Genomic DNA, 16332 nt, shown 5'->3' with positions numbered 1-16332 from the left:
GCGTACGGTCGCTCGATCGGCCGGGGACCGGCGTGGGCGACGGACGCCGCGCTTCGAGCGGCACAGCTCTGCCTCCTCCTGCTGAGGCACGGCACTCGGTTGCGCTGCCTTCACGGCCCGGTGCTCAGGTACGCGCGCCGCGCGATGACCAGGCCTCGCCAGCGCTGGCGGGTTGACTCTTCGCCGTCGACCCACCGTGCTGGTGAGTGTGCTTGGAGGGGCAGGCCGGTCATGAAGTGGGCGATGTCGGCGTAGTAGGCGTAGTCGCCGCTGCGGGTGAGTTCGCGCAGGCGCGCGATGGAGTCTGTGATCTTCTCGTCGGCCCCTTGGACGGCGTGGTGGAAGGTCAGGGCGAGTTCGAGGATGGGTTCGGCGACGTTGACGCCGGCGAGGCGGATCTCGGTGCGCAGTTGCTCCGCACGGTCCTCGATGTCACGGGTGGTGCCAGCGTCCCGGATGAGCTCGGCGGCTGAGACGGTTGCGGTGGTGACGCGCAGGACCAGACCGGCCAGGAGCTGATGAGCGAAGTCGATTTCACCGGCGGCCGCATCGGGATGGGTGAAGGAGAGAACGAAGGCGCGCTGTGCCTGGGAGGTGGCGCGTTCGCCGGCGATGGCGTGTTCTTCGGCTTGGGTGCGGGCGGCGGCGTAGGCGGCGGCTGCGCGGTGCATGTCGGCGTGCGGCCACCAGATGTCTCCTTCGACGCGGTGGCCGCGGCCGGTCCAGCCGAGAGTGCGGGCGGTGGCCAGCGCGGTGGGGAAGTCGCCGGCGAGGCGGGCGAGGTGGGCCAGGCCGCGGCGGGCGGCGGGAGCCAGGCGGCCGCCGCGGTCGGCGACGTACTGCATGCCGTGGCGGGAGGCGCTCGAGCGGCCAAGGTCACGTTCGGCTTTGGCCCGGTAGTAGATCGCCATTTCCTGCAGTTCGTCGGGCAGCAGGGCGGTGTCGATGACCGCGGTGAGGCGGTCGACGGTACGGGCGCGGTGTTCGTGCTGGCGGCGGGCCAGGGTGTGGAGAAGTTCGGCGAGCGCCTCGGCAGGGGTTTGCAGGGCGCTGGCCTGTTCCTGACGGGCTGGTGGGGCAAGGGGTTCCCAGACTGAGTCGCTGACGTAGGTCCAGGCCGCAGGGGTGAGCCAGTCGAGGTCCAGGCGGTGGTCGCGGGCCAGGCGCAGGCCCTGGCGCAGGCAGGCGACCAGCAGCAGCCGGCTGGGGCCGTCGGCGGCCTGGTGCTGTTCGCCCAGGGCGTTGAAGGCGCGTTGGGCGGCCTCCTGCCAGTCGGTCTCGGTCCAGCGGTCGTCGGTGGTGTCATCGGCGTTGCGTACGGCGGACTGGATGAGACCGTGCAGGTGGAAGGGCCACAGGCCGAAGGGGGCTTCACGGACGAAGGGCCGCTCGGTCAGCCGCTGGGCGGGTCCTTCGTGGGTGAGGCCGGCGGCGCGGGTGGCGAGGGGGATGTCGAAGGCGTCGAGCAGGGTGACCGAGCGCAGGACGTGGCGTTCGTCAGGGGTGAGGTCGGACAGGGTGCGGGCGACCAGGGCGGGGAAGTCGTGGTCGAAGTCGGCTGGCTGCGGGGTGCGTCCGGTGCGGCGCAGTTCCATGAACCGTGCGACGGACAGGTCGAGGTAGAGGGGCAGACCGTGGGAGCGGGCGGTGATGACTTGCCGGATGGGCTCGCTGATCAGGGGCTGTCCGTTGCTGGAGAGGCGGCGGGCGAGGTAGTCGTCGCAGTCTTCGGGGGAGAAGTCACCGACCAGCACCTGCCGCGCCGCTCCGGCACCGGCGGAGGTGCGGGCGGCGGGGACGGTGGTGTGGGTGAGCCCGGGCCAGGCGGTGGGGCCGGTGTAGTCGAGCTGTCCTTGGAGGGCCGGGTCGGCCCACTGCAGGCGGGAGCGGCCGGTGATCACCCAGAAGGCGTTCGGCATCAGCCACATCGTCCGCTGGATCAGCCGTTCCAGGTCGCGGTGAGTGCGGTCACCGACATCCTCGAACGTGTCGAGCAGCACCACCGGCACGGCCTTCTTGCCGTCAGGGAGGCGGGCGAGCTCCCAGGCCAGCAGGTGAGGATAGAAGGAGAGGCTGTCCAGGTCGAGTTCGGCCTCCAGCAGATCCGCCAGCCGGGCGCAGCCGGCCAGGGCCCGTACGGTCTGGCGGCGTTCGCGCAGCGCGCCGATGAGGGCACCGGTGACCTGGCCGACGACCGACCCGATGGTGCCGGGCAGCATGAGCGCCTGGGCGACGTCGGCGAGCGCGGACTGCATCTGCTGCGGCAGCGCCTGCCCGAACCGGGAGCCGAGCCCCGCCCTGCGCAGGTACTCCTCCAAGGGTTCGCCGGGGTGGTTGGCCTCCCAGTAGCGGCGCAGGGCGAGATCGAAGGCGGGCAGCGGCCGCCCGATCCGGGTGAGGGCGGCCCGGATCGTCAGCACGATCTGCTCAAAGTCGGTACCGGCGGAGCGGGCGAGGTCGATGCGTACGGGCAGGATCCAGTCGGCCGGCCAGCCAGGCTCGCCCCACTGGGAGGGCCGCCGTCCGGCGTCGGTGAGCGCCGCCTCCAGCATCCTCGACAGGGTCGTCTTGCCGATGCCACCCACTCCGTGGAAGACCAGGACGTGGTTGCGGGGCGCCTCGAGGTCCTCTGCGTCGAAGGCGGGCGCACTGATGCGCTGGAGGTGCTCGGTGAGCGCGGCCGCGACCGTCTCCCACTGTGAGGAGCGGTTCGTGAATGCCTCATCAGCCTGCACGCTGCGGTCGTTCGTACTGAACAGGGCCCTGAGATCCCGGCCTGTCACATCCACCCCCGAAAATGATCAACGGCAGGGTCAACCTACGCCCGCCCTGCGGGGTTTGGGGAGCCCGCCCTGGCGCTGTTGCCAGGATGGGCGGCGGTTTCAGACCCGTGCCAATCTCATCCGACGGATTGTCAGAGGTCCTCTCTCGTCATTCCGGCCTCAACTGTCAGTGAGGCCCATTAGTCTGTCCGTGATCGCGCCCCGTACAGGTTGTGGCGTGGGACTGCCAGGTCCGGTCACGGCCGGAATCGCCCCCTCGCCCCCGTACGCGGCCGGTTCATGGCGCAGGTCCGTTCACGGTCGGAATTCGCCTGTTCCGGGAGCGCAGGGCTTCCTGCGTGCCCTCCTACCTGCACGCAGAAAGCGAGTTCTGATTACATGATCATGCCAGAGACGGCCACTCTCCCCGAGATCCTCGGTCGCGCCCCCGCGGACGCAGCGCGAAGTCTGGCTCAGGCCATCCGACGGTGCCCGGCAATCGCCCAAGCTGACTGTCGGCCCGATGAAGAGATGCTGGAGGTGATTTCCCGCAGCGTGGCCGAACCGAGACCGGTGAAGAGCCTTTTCTCTCGGGACCTGGGCTCCGACGGGCGGCTGCATTTCCTCGACGGTGGTGTGCTCGGAGGCTGCCACCAGATCATCACTCCGCCGATCCAGATTCTCACCCTGTTCCTCCTCCTGGTGAGCAATGTCCGGGATGAGGAGAGCAGCGACTACAGCGGAACGGGAGGTGACATCGGGGCTCTGCCGTTCCCGCCAGCGGCCCAGCCCTTCGGAGTCCTCCGTACTGGAACTGCGATCAGAGGGCCCTCACGCCCTGGAGAGGCCTGAGGAGCGGCAGAAGTGGACCGTTCACCAGGTCACCAGCTCGGCCTCGAACCGTACGATCGCCACGGTCACCACGCAGGGCCAGCGTCGCCCTATCGACACCGCGCTCGTGCGCATCGTTGACAACCATGGCAAGCCTCTGGCCCGTGGCATCACGCCGATTGACGGTCACGGGCGTGCAGGGATGAAATTCCATGCACTCGTACAGTTCTGCGCCGCTCTCAAGCTGCCCTTCAAGCTGTACGACTTCACGCTGCTCAGGAAGGAGGAACAGGAGCGGATCATCGACACGCTCGTCCCCTGCCTTCAGCAAGCCCGCGATCAGCTTCTCGTGGCGAAGGACGTCAAGGGCACCGTGGAGATCCAAGTGTCCTACCGTGGTACGCGGACAGTGGCGGTGCCGGCGGACAAGGCGCTGGCCGCGGTGTACAGCTGGACGACGACCGCTCAGGTAGTCCTCGGGGCCCGGTACGTGGGCAGCGGCGTCCGTGACTATGCCGCCTCGCTGACGCGGCGCTACGAGACCGTGCACAACGACCCGGAGGCACTTCCACAGGGAGCTGCTGTGGCCCGACTGGCTCAGCATGCTCTGGACCGGCTCGCCGATGCCGGGGTCTTCGACCGGGTACCGGTCCACGGGCGGACGATCGTGGACTATATGAAGATGCCGTCCACTCGGCCGGACGGCATGGAACTGGAGTACCTGGCGCTCCTGGCCGTGTGGGCCTTCAACCGCAGCACCGCCGCCGCGAAGGACGTCTATGCCGAGCTCGGCATGTACAGCACCGACTCCAGTACCCGCGCCGGGAAGCTGCGGGGCCGGGTGGTCGCCCACCTGGTCCACCGGTCCCTGCCGCGGGCGAAGGACAGTTACCACAGTGCCGCCGCCCAGTCTCTGCTGGTGGGGAGTTCGGGACTGCCTCCGGAGCCGACCTGGCGTCCCATCTCCACGGTGATGGACACGGTGACCGCCAACGCAGACACCACGATCGGCAAGCAAGCCCTGGCCGAGGCCCGGATCCGAACCGTGATCGCCGCGACAGCGGCCGGTGTTCTGCAGGCCGCATACGGGTCCCAGCAAGTGACCCGTGCCCGCGGACAGGCAAATACCTTTGTCACTCGCATGGTGTCGAACAAGCCGGGTGCTCGCAGCGCCTGGGGGCGCCGGCAGGCGGAGGCCATCGTTGAGGTGTACTGGGCGCACGGCGGTACGCAGGATCTCCCGCAGGTCAGCCAGGACGCCCCTGCGCCTGGCTCTCGGTACGAGCCAGTTCGCTCCGGCGGCGAGATCGTGCCCGTGACCGACGAGTCGATCCGCAACGCCTGGAAGGCTGGCAAGGCTGAGGGACCCCCGGACAACAGCGATCTCGAGCTGCAGATTTCCGAGAACGTGGCTGCGGCACAGGACGCCATCGACACCTATCACCGACACCTCGGAGAGTCAGGTACCTGCAGTCAGAGCTGGAAGGCCGTCGTGAGCACCCAGGTGTTCAACGTCGTCACGTCCATCGGAAACCTGAAGGAGGTTTGATGCTGCGCTGGAACTCTGCCGTGTCCAGGGCAGTCGTCGACCTTCTGGGCGACGACCTCACCATCACCGATCCGCAAGTGCGCCCACTTCAGCCTCGTATCCCGAGACGCCTGCACCACGTCGGGCTGTACATCGCGCTGGGAGTGACGTACGAGATCCTGTATGTCGGGATGACAGAGCGGATGCAAACGGTCTTCGCCACCGGCGATCGTCTTCGCGAGCACCTCACGGAACAGAACAAGCGCGACAGGTGGGAATCCGTCGTGGAACTGCCTCTTCGTGAGGACCTTGAGCGCCGCCAGGTCGCCCGCCTTGAAACCCGCGTCGGAGTCCTCCTCGGCCGCCCCGGTGGCCACCGCCGTCCGCGGAAGAGCCACGTGTGACACGTGGGGCCCGGATCTCCGGTTCGGGCCCCACGCAGCGCAGGTCACCGCCAGGCGAGTCCCCCGGTAGGCCAAAGACGGGTTCTGAGTCGGCGCGGGTAGAGACCGTGACGGCACCGGACCGGGCAGGCGGGCCAGGGGACAATGGCGACTCCCAATCATGATCACGTCGAGGGGGTTGCCGTGTCCGGCACACCAGATGAGCCCGAATTCTCCGGCCTGGAAGGCGGTGAAGAGCAATCGGCGGAGGAAGCCGTCCAGGAGGTGGTGAACTGGTACAACATCCAGATCATCACCGAGCGCCGCGCACCGATGCCCGATGAGGAGCGGATCGAGGAGCTGAAGGCCGGCCGTCAGGCCGCGCTCGCCGACCAGGCACAGCTGGCGACCGCCGACCTGGAGGAGGCCGCGCGGATCGCCGCCGTTTATGCGGCGCGGCTGAGGGAGCTCAACGAGTCGTAGTCCGGGGCCCGTCGCGGGATGGGCAGGGACCAGACGGGCGGGCGCGGCCGGTTGATGCGGGCCGGCTGCACCCGAGGCGGCATCAGGGGCCGGGCGAGTGCGACGATCTCGTCGAGCTCGGCTCGGTGCTGCGGGAGCGCCCGGCGCAGCGCCTGGTGGAGGCGGAGGAACGCGGCGGCCTCCTGCTCGGTGTACGGGCGGAGCCGTTCCGCCGTCAGCGCCCACGACGCCTGTCCGGCGCCGCCGGCCTCGTGGCGCACCAGGGCGTGGCCGTCCCGGCGGATCACGGTCACGGCCGCGATCTGCGGGTGCCGCTCAGCGACGGCGACGACGTCGGCGAGCGCGCGGAAGCACGTGTCGTGTCCGGCGCGTGTGGTGAACCGGCCGGTGCCGCCGCGCTGCAGTGCCCGGGCGTAGCGCAGCGCGGTGGCGAGTCGGCTGTCGGTTTCCCGTACGGCCAGGACCACGAGTTCGACTGGATAGCCGGTGGTCGCGAACGGCAGTGCGCTGTCGAAGAGCTCCTCCGCGCTGCCGGGGGCACCCTCGATCAGGACGTCGCCGCGCCGCAGTCGTACGTACTCTTCGGCCTGGGCGAACCAGGTCTTGTAGTCGGCTCGGATCGCTGCGCCGGCGCTGCGGGGATCGTCGCGCAGCAGCTGGTAGTAGTCGGGGTGCGAGGCTTTGAAGTCGTCGCCGACCAGGCGGGTGGTGCCGGGCCGCATGGCGCGGCGGACCATCCTGGCGGCCAGGAGTTTGCCCGCTCCTGGCTGCCCCAGGACGTACACGGCGCGTGGGTCGTCTCGGGGAACGATGTGTTTCAGGTACGACGGGGCGATGAGCTCGTCGAAGATCCAGCGGTGTTCATTGGGTGAGAGCCGGTGGTAGTCGACGCCGGGCGCGCGTCTGCGGGGCTGGGCGGTGCGGCGGACCGGCTCGGACCATGCGGTCGCGCGCTCGGTGTCCCGCTGCACGGCCAGGCGCCGGTCCTCGCTGACGAGTTCGGCGTGTACGCGCCGGTCCGTACGGGCCAGCTCGCGGCGGAAAGAGGCGGTCTCCGGCGCGGTCCACGGCCGTGACCGCTCTCGCTGCACCGCCCGTGCCGCGGCGAGCCTCCCCCGCCAACCGCCGTCGCGGTTGAGTTCGTTGGCGTACAGCACGGTGCCGTCGCGCCGTACGACGGTGACGCGGTCGGCGAGCTGCTCGTCCTCGATAGCGGTCAGCGTGGCCAGCATGTTCTTCGCGCACGTGTCGTGATTCTCCCAGGACACGTACCGGCCGCCGCCAGCGGTGGCCTCGGTGAGGAAACGGTCCACGATGCCTAACTGGCTCAAGGCCTCTGGCGTGGCCAGCGCGACCACTTCGACCCGGTGGCCAGCGGCACGGTAGGCACGGGAGGAGATGCGGAAGTCGTCCGGGTCAGCGAGGGCCGACTCCACCACGGCGTCGTAACCCATCTCGCGGACGTGTGTTTCGATGGCGGCCTGCCACAGAGCAGTGTCGGGACGTACGAGGGCTCCGGCCGTGCGGATGTCGGCCGCCAGGGCGCTGGCGTAGTGGCGGTGGAAAGGCTTGTACAGGTCTCGGTCGACGCGCACGGCGCCGCCCCGGCGGTCCAGGGCCGCCTGTACGAAGTCAGCAATCTCGGTCTTCCCGGCGCCGGGCTGTCCAGCGACGACGACCACGACCGGCTGGGCCTGTGCGACGGCGCTCTGCGTCGCGGCCGGGAGGATCACCCGGTGCAGCACGTTGAAGCTCTCCTGCTCGGACAGCATGGTCAAGCCGGTGTTCCTTTCTGCCACCGATGGGCCGCTTGGGCGGCCATGCTCTCCAGCACACGGTCGGCTTGAGGGTCTGCATCTCAGGGATGCGGCCATGATCCGGCGGGAGCACCGCTGTGCCCCCGCCTCAAGGACTGGATCTACAGCTCAGGAAGTGGGACTACTGCGAGTTGCGTGACTCCAGCTCTCGGCGCAGGACATCGAGCGTGCGCCCATCTGCCAGGTGCCACAGCGTCCATCCGTTGATCACGTTTCCTGTCACTGCCTCGGCCGCCTTGGACGGCGAGGGGTACGGAGTGGCATGGCCATCGACGACCAACTGGCCGTCGGGCGTCACCACGGCGCGCCCGGACCGGTTGGCGCGACGCTGGTGGAAGGACAAGACCGCCCCCGCCTTCAGCAGACCCGCTTGCATGAGATCGGCCAGCGGGCCGTGGGGGACCACCTGCCTCGGTGATGACTGCTTGTCCCCGGTGCCGAGGGTGAGGGTGACATGGACGGTGTCATCGCCGCTCGCTTTCATCAGGTGCGCGATGAGAGCCGGGTCGAAGTTGATGCTGAGCGTGGGCATGCGGCCTCCCCTTGTGGCAGTCCGGCCAGCCCGGACCGCTCGTCTCGCTCTGATCATAAGCCATCCAGGAGACTTCTTTAATCTTCTTCGTTAAGTTGTTCAGGAGAAAAACTGAGGTGAGCTGCACCTGAGGTTCCGTACGGTATGCGTACGCGAAAGTTACGCCAACCGTACGGTTTGGCGAGGTAGGCTGTGGGTTAGGAGGTGTTTCATGTCCGAGTTGTTCGACGCGGTCGACGCTCTGGTCGCGTCCCGCTCTCCGTTGCCGCCAGCAGCAGAGCGCAAGCGGCTGCGCACCGCGCACGGCCTGACGCTGGACGAGGTTGCCGGCGCGCTGAAGGTGCGGCGGGCCACGGTGTCCGCCTGGGAGTCGACGAAGAAGCCGACCGAGCCGCGTGGCCCGGAGCGTGAGGCGTATGCGCGGTTGCTCAAGCAGCTCGCGGAGCTCTACCCCGCACCCGCAACGCCGGAAGAGCCGGCGGCCCCGGTACCCGCCACGTTTATCGGGGCGTCCGACCCGGCACGCGAAATGTCAGAGGTGCCGGACGCTGCGATCGACGACATGGTCGAATCCGAGCCTGCGGCCATGACTGCAACCGAGAACACCCAGACCCCTGCCCCTGTCGCCGCTGCTCCGGCCGCCGCGACCCGCCCGGCGCGCACCACCGGGACGTCGTCGACGTCGCGCCGCCCCGGCGCGAAGAAGGCGGCCCCGGCCGGGGTTTCGGCGAGCTCTGCCGACCCGCGGTTCGAGAACGGCCCGCTGGCGGTCGTCGACGTCGAGGACGGGCAGGTGCTGGCTTACTGCACCGGCGGCCTGGTCCTGGACGTGCCCGCCAAGAGCATCCCGGCCCTGGTCGACTGGGCGCTGCGCGAGGCCAAGCTCGGACAGCCGAAGCTCGCCGGGCCTGGCAAGGACGCCGACCCGCTGATCGTGCTCACCGAGGCCGCGCTGGAGCGCTACGGCCTGCCGACGACGCTCACGGAGGAGGAGCGCCTCGCCGGGCGCCTGCCGGAGGGCCACAAGGTCATCAAGCAGCTCGCGCGCGCGGAGTGGAAGCTGACCAAGCGCGGGTTCGGGCCGTGGGCGAGGATCTACCGCCCCGCGACCGGCTCGGAGCGGGCCTGCGTGCAGCTGTGCATCCCGTCGTGGCACGCGCTGGACACCCGGCACTGGGGCGAGGCCGGGCAGCTCCCGCCGGCCGAACTCGCCCGCGTCCTGGGCGTGTACGCCTCCCGGGTCATGACGCCGCGCGGCTCCACAGCCGTGACCGGCCTGGAGCTGATGACCGCGCTACACCCGGCGACCCGGGCCTCCGAGCCGGACGCCGACGGCAAGCGGCACTCCGAGCACAACCCCGGCAGCCTGGGCAAGGACCCGGTCGACCCGGCGCCGTGCGAGGCCCCCGACGGCCATCCCGTCCTCAAGGACCTGCCCCGGTTCCACGTCCGCGGCCCGGCGGAGAAGCTGTTCGAGGAGGCGTACGACTGGGCACGGCCGATGACCGACGCAGAGTGCACCCTGCGCCACCTGGTCGGCATCGACGTCAACATGGCCTTCGCAGCCGGCACCAACGGCTTGAACGTCAGCCTCAGTGCCCCGACGCACGTCAAGGCCCCGACGTTCGACCCGAAGCTGCCCGGCTCGTGGCTCGTCGACCTGTCCCACGTGAAGGTCGGAAAGGAGTGGGTGGAGCTGGACAGCAGCCTGCTGCCGAGCCCGTTCACGCCGAAGGGCGAGCGCCCGACCGGCCCGGCCTGGTACGCGACGCCCACCGTGGCGTACGCGGTGGAGCTCGGCTACGAGGTGCGCCCGCTGGAGGCGTGGGTGCGCTACGAGAACGGCCGCTACCTGGACGGCTGGTACAACCGGCTGCGCGATGCCTACCTCGCCACGATGGCCGACCTCGGCGTCGACGCCGACCTGTCGCCGGCCGACTTCCTCGCGGCGATGGACGGCTACAAGGCCCGCGATCCGGAGCTGGCGATCGTCGTCTCGGCGGTCAAGGCGACGGTGAAGGGCGGTCTGGGCAAGCTGCGCGAGCGGCCACGGGGTGAGGGCTGGCGGCCGGGCGAGCCGTGGCGGGCGCTGTCCCGTCCGACGTGGCGGCCGGACATCCGGGCGGCGGTCATCTCCCGCACCCGGATCAACCTTCACCGGAAGATCGTCAAGCACGCGGCGTTCACCGGGCAGTACCCCATCGCGATCCTGTCCGACTGCGTCGTCTACGCCTCGAACGGACCGAGCCCGCTGGACTTCCTGCCCTACCGGGAGGGCAAGCCGCTGCCCGGCGGCTTCAAGCTCGGCATCAACCCCGGCCTGGTCAAGCACGAGGGCACCCAGGACGTCCTGTGGGGCGAGGAAGTCCGGGAGAAGTTCAACGCCCCGGAGCTCAACCTCGCCCGGTACATCAAGGACGGCACCGTCACCGACGTCGACAACGGAGAGTAGGAGAGGGCGACGATGAGCCTGTTCGGGGACGGCCTGGACGCCGCGGTGCAGAAGGCGTTCACTCGCCCGGCGCCTAAGAGCGCGGGCGCGCAGATGCGGTACCTGGTCAAGCAGCTCAAGGGCACCAAGGCGGTCGCTCAGATGCTGAGGGTCTCCCAGCGCACCGTCGAGCGGTACGTGAAGGACCAGATCAAAAAGCCGCGCCCCGACCTCGCCGCGCGCCTGGAGCGCGAGGTGAAGGCCCGCTGGCAGCCGCAGATCCGGGCCAAGGCCCGGCAGCAGGCGGCGACCACCGGCGGCATCGTCATCGACACCCGCGCCCGCCTCGGCTACACCGCGCCGATCGGGTCGACGGACCAGGACCGCATCCGGCACCTGACCGTCGCCCTGCCGCCTCGCTACGCCGCCCGCCTCTTCGAGGCCCAGGAGGCCGGAGCCAGCGACCAGCATCTGCGGGAGATCGCGGCCGAAGGACTCAAGGAGGTGTACTTCCAGGACAACGGCCGCCGCGCTGGCCAGCTGGAGGAAGTCCGCTTCACGGACATCGAGCACCTAGAGTTCGACCTGTAGATCGCCCTGCAGCAAGGGCCCGAACTGCCTTCTTGTGACTGAGCGCTTCAGCTGGCGAGTGAGCGCAACACTTGGCGAGCTGAGCGTTCAGTCATTTCCCATCAGCCATGTGAGGTGCTCGCCGAAGCCTTCCTGGTCAGCAACCTGGGGACTGCGCCTGTAGGAACAGACGACGCATTGCCCGAAGCCGACCCGCCCCCACATGTCCAAGCCCAGGACACAGAAGGTCTCATATCCACACACCGGGCATTCCTCGAAGTCGTGTCCGTCAGGGTTGTGCCTGGGGTCGTACTCGTTGGGGTTCTCGGCCGACTCCGCACGGCGCTTGGCCTCTTCATCACCGATGAGTTCCAGTAGAGCGCGTGCCTGATCGGCCGACCGCGCGTCCTCGTCCTGGGCCTGCTCGTCATCGCGGTCAGACTGGGCCTCAAGGAGCGTTCTCAGGGCGGGGTGGTGGTCGAGGGCGAGCAGGGCGTGGACGTGACGGTGCTGCAGGCGTCCCGTTCCGCTTCCATGGCGGGCCAGACCGCTGACGTTGAGCGCATCGGTGAGGAGGGCAACGTCGATCCGGGTGTCCCAGAAACCTTCGGGCGCACGGTTTTCCTTCTCCCACCGTGAGCGGACGTCGGCGTCGCGATCGGGTATGACGCACAGGCCCGTCGCCGGGTCGGGCGGAATCTTCTCGGCGATCACTTTCAACAGGTCTCTCGCAAAGTGGACACGGCCCCTGCCGTTCGCTTCCTTTCCTGGCCACTCCGCTGCGACGATCGCGGCCAGGGCGTTGGACAGCGCCTGGTCGTAGATTCCTTCGTGCCCGGGTTCGGTTTCTGTGGACAGGTCGACGCTGGTGACCTCGGAAAACGGGTCCCCGTCATTCTCCTGTCGGAGCGCGTCGAGCATCATCACCGCGCACTGGCCGAAATACTCGGCCCGGCGGTCACTCGGAAGGTCGTGGCCCGACTGCATGCGCACATCATCCTCCGGACAGGGGAACGAGGACCATCGGTTTGACCCGACGGCGCACCAGCACAGCTTGATCGGACGGACCCGACACGACCGGCGCCGCACCCACCGTGGCGCCCAGCGTCCAGGGCAGCGCACAGCCGCACTGCCGGCGGCCTCACGCAATTCCCGTGCCCACGCCGTAGGACGTTCTCTACGGTGGCCCCTATGAGTTGGCACCGGCCGTCGGCCGGCATGCAGAAGGGACCGAAGGGTGCACCGCCTCGAACTGGTCGTCGTGGAGATGGAGGAGGCCGAGCGTCTCCTTCAAGTCAGCGATGTACCGCATCTGCGGCTGGCGCTGATCCTGGTCGACAGCGCGGTGGAGCTGATGCTCTTCCGGCTCGCGCAGTACGTGCTGCACGGTGAGCGGTTCAACTACAGCCGCCTCCATGCGATGGAGGCGGCTGTGGCCCGGGGCGAAGGCAAGGGCCTGGAAGCCGAGCTCGACCGCCTCCGCCCGCTGGTGACATCAAAGACCCGGCGCAGGAGGATCGACCGGGACTTCAACGTGAAGATCGACTTTCTGGTGGAGAAGGACGAACTCCCGGCCATGATCGGCCCGGTGCTGAAGAAGCTGCACAAGTACCGGAATGACACCTACCACCGCGACGAGCACCGGGTCGATGTCCTACGTACCGCTGTCCTGATCTACTTCGACGCCGCATGCACCATCCTGGAGCACTACAACCTCGGCGTGATGACTTTCGACGGCTCCGCCACCCCAGGCCTTACTCGCTTCACCGATGAGGCGACCGCACGCCTCGACCCGTTCCGCCTGCCTGGCCTAGTGGCCCAGACATTTCGGAGTGAGGTCGGCCTGGACGTCGCAGCCCTCGGTGCGTTCCTGTCCGAGCACCTGCTCGGCCGGCTGGAGGACCTGGAATCGAACGTCGCCTACATAGAAGCGAACATGACCGGCAGCGACGTCCGCCCTGGCGACGGGTACCTCGCGCTGCAGATCGAGGACAGCGACGTGGAGGCGACCTTCGATGCGGACGTCATGCGGCGCCGGGGCTATCCACTGTCGCCAGCCAACATGCCCATCTGGATACAGCGTGCTGCCGACGTGGCAAATGCCGCAACGCGCGACGACATGTTCACGCGGTTCGCGGCGATCGAGGACGAGTTCGAGGAACTGGAGCGAGACGCGCGACGCGCCGTGTACGAGATCGACGACGCGGCCAACATGCGCTGACTGCTGTTTTCCTTTGACCCGGCAGTGGCGCCGGAGGGCGTACCCGGGGGACCGCTCCACCGTACCCGTCCATTAGGTACAGCGAAGCTGTCTTCAGGGGATGGATTCGCGGGCTCCTGGCGCTATGCCACAGCCGCATTAGCCAGCAGCTGAGGCGCTCAACTCGCCAACTGAAGCGCTAAGTGTGCGACACGAAGTCGCTCCAGGTAAGTAAAGGACAGCCACGTGAAGGAGGTATCGATCGGCTGAACTTCGGGCCAGTGTCCACGGCCCGTCCCCGCGGCTCCCATGCGTCGCTGGCAACGGCGGGGTGTGAAGCGGAGCGTTCAAGCCCAAGAGCGTCCCGGCCATCGGGGTGCAACAGGCGAGGGGAAGGCTGGACGGGCGAACGTAAGTGAACCCTCGATGATGCCCCGTGACGTTAAGACCGCGCTGATGGCGTGCTGACGGCGGTCATAGGACCCGGTGCTGGAAGGCACCAAGCGACCTTCGGGTAACTGAGCCCGGAGGGAGGACACCGCTGGTCCCGGGGTAGAGGGGGCGCCCACCCCAGCCGCGTCTTACTGGTGCGGAACGTGGAAACCCCGACGGGGTCCAAGCCTCGGCTTGGTAGGTCGACCGCAAGGAAGGCTGAAGTCCCCGGCGGGAGAAGGAAGATCCAAGAAGCGAAGGCCGGCAGGCCGAAAGGCCGGAGGAAACCGGGAGTTGGGACCTTCACCCGCTCTCGCATAACTCGCCGGATACGGGCCCTGGTGGCCCGGCCCGAAAGGGCGCCCACGTGGATCAGGTGAGCCTTTGAAGTCACCACTGCAAGGAAGCCGGAACCGAGGGACAAGTTAGACACCGGAGGCGAACATGGAGGTCACGGCGCCTGTCGTGATGCCCTCGCCTGCAGTGAACGGACCCGAGGACGACTTACTCGACTGGCACGGCATCGACTGGGCCACCTGCGAGGAGAACGTACGGCGGCTGAGGCAGAGGATCTTCAAGGCGACGCAGGACGGGGACCTGAAGAAGGTCCGCAACTTGCAGAAGCTCATGCTGAGAAGCCGCAGCAACACGCTGGTCAGCGTGAAGCGGGTAACGCAGCAGAGCAGTGGTCGCGAGACCGCTGGCATCGACGGGGAACGGGCCCTCACGCCGAAAGCGCGAGGCACGCTGGCGGCCGAGATCCATCGGTCGTCGAAACCCTGGAAGGCCAGGCCGGTCAAGCGAGTGTTCATCCCGAAGAGCAACGGGAAACAGCGACCACTCGGCATTCCGGTCATCCGTGACCGGGTCCTCCAGGCCCGCGTGAAGAACGCGCTGGAACCCGAATGGGAAGCGCGGTTCGAGCCGAGGTCCTACGGCTTCCGGCCCGGCCGCAGCTGCCAGGACGCGATATCCGCGATCTTCTGGACGGTGAAGGGCAAGAACCCGAAACGTCTGTGGGTCCTGGACGCGGACCTGTCAGCGGCATTCGACCGCATCGACCACCACCACCTCATGACCATGCTCGGACAGTTCCCCGCCAGGGATCTGATCCGCGGCTGGCTGAAGGCAGGCGTGATCGACCGCGGCCGGTTCGCACCGACCGAAGAGGGAACTCCTCAAGGCGGTGTGATCAGCCCGCTACTGCTGAACGTCGCTCTGCACGGACTGGAACAGGCCGCAGGGTGCCAATACACGGTGCGGGCCGGGCGCGAGCCCGGCGCCATGCCGAGCACCCCGGTGCTGGTGAGGTATGCCGACGACTTCGTCGTGCTTTGTCACGACGAAGCCCAGGTGCACCAGGTCAGAGCCCGGCTGGAGGACTGGCTGGAGCCGAGGGGTCTTCGCTTCAACGAGGAGAAGACCCAGGTCGTCCACCTCGGTAAGGGGTTCGACTTCCTCGGCTTCACCGTTCGCCGAACCGGCGGCAAGCTGATCATCAAGCCGAGTACAGCGGCCTGCGCGAGGCTCCGGGCGCGATTACGGACCGAGGTGAAGGCCCTGCACGGGTCCAATGCCGAGGCTGTATTGCGCAGGCTGATCCCGATCGTTCGCGGTTGGGCGGCCTACTACCGGGGGGTGGCGTCCTCGACGACATTCTCGTCGTTGGATCACTACATGTGGCGGCTGACCTTCAAGTGGGCCAGGCGTCGTCACCGCAACAAGTCGAGGTACTGGGTCGTGGACCGGTACTTCGGACGGTTCCACCCGTCCCGGCGTGACCGGTGGGTATTCGGTGACCGCGACAGCGGCGCCTTCCTCATCAAGTTCGCCTGGACCGGCATCGTCCGCCACCAGCTCGTCAAGGGCGGAGCGTCCCCGGACGACCCCGCTCTGATCGAGTACTGGCGGGATCGCCGCCGCAGGAAAGCGCCGCCGCCGATGGACAAGACGAGTCTTCTCCTGGCGGTGAGGCAGCAGGGGCTCTGTCCTCTCTGCAAGCAGGCGCTGATCGTCGGAGCCGAGTACGAACCGGACAGTCCACGTGAGTGGATCAATTGGTTCGCGGCTTCGAAGAAGATGCTCCACAAGCATCACTTCACCTACCGGCGAGACGGCGGCACGGACGAGCGGAACAACCTTCGCCTCGTGCACTCCGAATGCCACCGCCAGCACCATGCTGGTGACGGCAAACGGACCACATAACCCTGCTGACCTGCGAAGCCCATGGGGCTTGCTTGAGCCGGATGCGGGGAAAGCCCGCACGTCCGGTCACGTCCGCCGGAGTGGTGTATCGACGGCCACTCGGTGATCTCGTTTTGAGGCTATGCGGTGAGTTCGGTCGGGAGGACGGTGTCGTCGGT

At 68.2% G+C, this 16332-nt stretch carries 12 protein-coding genes; 8 read left to right on the top strand and 4 right to left on the bottom strand.

Features of this window, described 5'->3' with window-relative positions; translation table 11 throughout:
• Positions 1-110: 110 nt before the first annotated feature.
• On the bottom strand, positions 111-2783 hold the full coding sequence (locus tag ACFZDC_RS32720; protein ID WP_391329623.1) for an ATP/GTP-binding protein: 2673 nt from the start codon (positions 2781-2783) through the stop codon (positions 111-113).
• A 510-nt stretch (positions 2784-3293) separates the two neighbouring features.
• On the opposite strand from ACFZDC_RS32720, the gene ACFZDC_RS32715 reads away from it, so the two are divergent.
• From ACFZDC_RS32715 to ACFZDC_RS32700, 4 genes are all read left to right on the top strand, one after another.
• Positions 3294-3614, top strand: a complete 321-nt coding sequence (locus ACFZDC_RS32715) for a hypothetical protein (RefSeq protein ID WP_391329431.1) — start codon at positions 3294-3296, stop codon at positions 3612-3614.
• Between the two features lie 106 nt (positions 3615-3720).
• Positions 3721-5142, top strand: a complete 1422-nt coding sequence (locus tag ACFZDC_RS32710) for a hypothetical protein (RefSeq protein ID WP_391329427.1) — start codon at positions 3721-3723, stop codon at positions 5140-5142.
• Complete coding sequence (locus ACFZDC_RS32705; protein WP_391329425.1) at positions 5142-5525, top strand: hypothetical protein; 384 nt, start codon at positions 5142-5144, stop codon at positions 5523-5525. The genes ACFZDC_RS32710 and ACFZDC_RS32705 overlap by 1 nt, the downstream gene beginning before the upstream one ends.
• A 183-nt stretch (positions 5526-5708) precedes the next feature.
• On the top strand, positions 5709-5987 hold the full coding sequence (locus tag ACFZDC_RS32700) for a hypothetical protein (RefSeq protein WP_391329423.1): 279 nt from the start codon (positions 5709-5711) through the stop codon (positions 5985-5987).
• On the opposite strand, the gene ACFZDC_RS32695 is transcribed toward ACFZDC_RS32700, so the two are convergent.
• Both ACFZDC_RS32695 and ACFZDC_RS32690 read right to left on the bottom strand, forming a co-directional pair.
• Positions 5951-7759 carry a zeta toxin family protein gene (locus tag ACFZDC_RS32695; RefSeq protein ID WP_391329621.1) on the bottom strand — a complete coding sequence of 603 codons (1809 nt, stop codon included), beginning with the start codon at positions 7757-7759 and terminating at the stop codon, positions 5951-5953. The genes ACFZDC_RS32700 and ACFZDC_RS32695 overlap by 37 nt on opposite strands.
• A 166-nt stretch (positions 7760-7925) precedes the next feature.
• On the bottom strand, positions 7926-8336 hold the full coding sequence (locus ACFZDC_RS32690; RefSeq protein WP_391329421.1) for a DUF4357 domain-containing protein: 411 nt from the start codon (positions 8334-8336) through the stop codon (positions 7926-7928).
• 211 nt (positions 8337-8547) lie between these two features.
• On the opposite strand from ACFZDC_RS32690, the gene tap reads away from it, so the two are divergent.
• Together tap and tpg are read left to right on the top strand one after the other, a co-directional pair.
• On the top strand, positions 8548-10788 hold the full coding sequence (gene tap, locus ACFZDC_RS32685; protein WP_391329419.1) for a telomere-associated protein Tap: 2241 nt from the start codon (positions 8548-8550) through the stop codon (positions 10786-10788).
• A gap of 12 nt (positions 10789-10800) precedes the next feature.
• Positions 10801-11358, top strand: coding sequence for a telomere-protecting terminal protein Tpg (gene tpg / locus ACFZDC_RS32680; protein ID WP_391329418.1), 558 nt, complete (start codon positions 10801-10803; stop codon positions 11356-11358).
• A gap of 87 nt (positions 11359-11445) precedes the next feature.
• Here the strand turns inward: tpg and ACFZDC_RS32675 are convergent, their stop codons facing one another.
• Entirely contained in the window at positions 11446-12324 is an 879-nt protein-coding gene (locus ACFZDC_RS32675; RefSeq protein ID WP_391329416.1) for a hypothetical protein, read from the bottom strand.
• A gap of 274 nt (positions 12325-12598) precedes the next feature.
• Between ACFZDC_RS32675 and ACFZDC_RS32670 the strand changes: the two genes are divergently transcribed.
• Complete coding sequence (locus ACFZDC_RS32670) at positions 12599-13558, top strand: hypothetical protein (RefSeq protein WP_391329414.1); 960 nt, start codon at positions 12599-12601, stop codon at positions 13556-13558.
• A gap of 855 nt (positions 13559-14413) precedes the next feature.
• Positions 14414-16174 carry a group II intron reverse transcriptase/maturase gene (ltrA, locus tag ACFZDC_RS32665; protein WP_391329413.1) on the top strand — a complete coding sequence of 587 codons (1761 nt, stop codon included), beginning with the start codon at positions 14414-14416 and terminating at the stop codon, positions 16172-16174.
• Positions 16175-16332 lie beyond the last annotated feature (158 nt).

It is taken from the genome of Streptomyces sp. NPDC007905, from assembly GCF_042959345.1.
Taxonomy (GTDB): Bacteria; Actinomycetota; Actinomycetes; order Streptomycetales; family Streptomycetaceae; genus Streptomyces.
The sequence above is the reverse complement of the archived record's forward strand: the minus strand, read 5'-3'. Positions and strand labels throughout refer to the sequence as shown.

Coding starts and splice junctions, on each gene's coding strand:
- ACFZDC_RS32715 (WP_391329431.1), top strand. CDS start 3,294: ATGCTGGAGGTGATTTCCCGCAGCGTGGCCGAACCGAGACCGGTGAAG.
- ACFZDC_RS32705 (WP_391329425.1), top strand. CDS start 5,142: ATGCTGCGCTGGAACTCTGCCGTGTCCAGGGCAGTCGTCGACCTTCTG.
- ACFZDC_RS32695 (WP_391329621.1), bottom strand. CDS start 7,759: ATGCTGTCCGAGCAGGAGAGCTTCAACGTGCTGCACCGGGTGATCCTC.
- ACFZDC_RS32690 (WP_391329421.1), bottom strand. CDS start 8,336: ATGCCCACGCTCAGCATCAACTTCGACCCGGCTCTCATCGCGCACCTG.
- tap (WP_391329419.1), top strand. CDS start 8,548: ATGTCCGAGTTGTTCGACGCGGTCGACGCTCTGGTCGCGTCCCGCTCT.
- tpg (WP_391329418.1), top strand. CDS start 10,801: ATGAGCCTGTTCGGGGACGGCCTGGACGCCGCGGTGCAGAAGGCGTTC.
- ACFZDC_RS32675 (WP_391329416.1), bottom strand. CDS start 12,324: ATGCAGTCGGGCCACGACCTTCCGAGTGACCGCCGGGCCGAGTATTTC.
- ltrA (WP_391329413.1), top strand. CDS start 14,414: ATGGAGGTCACGGCGCCTGTCGTGATGCCCTCGCCTGCAGTGAACGGA.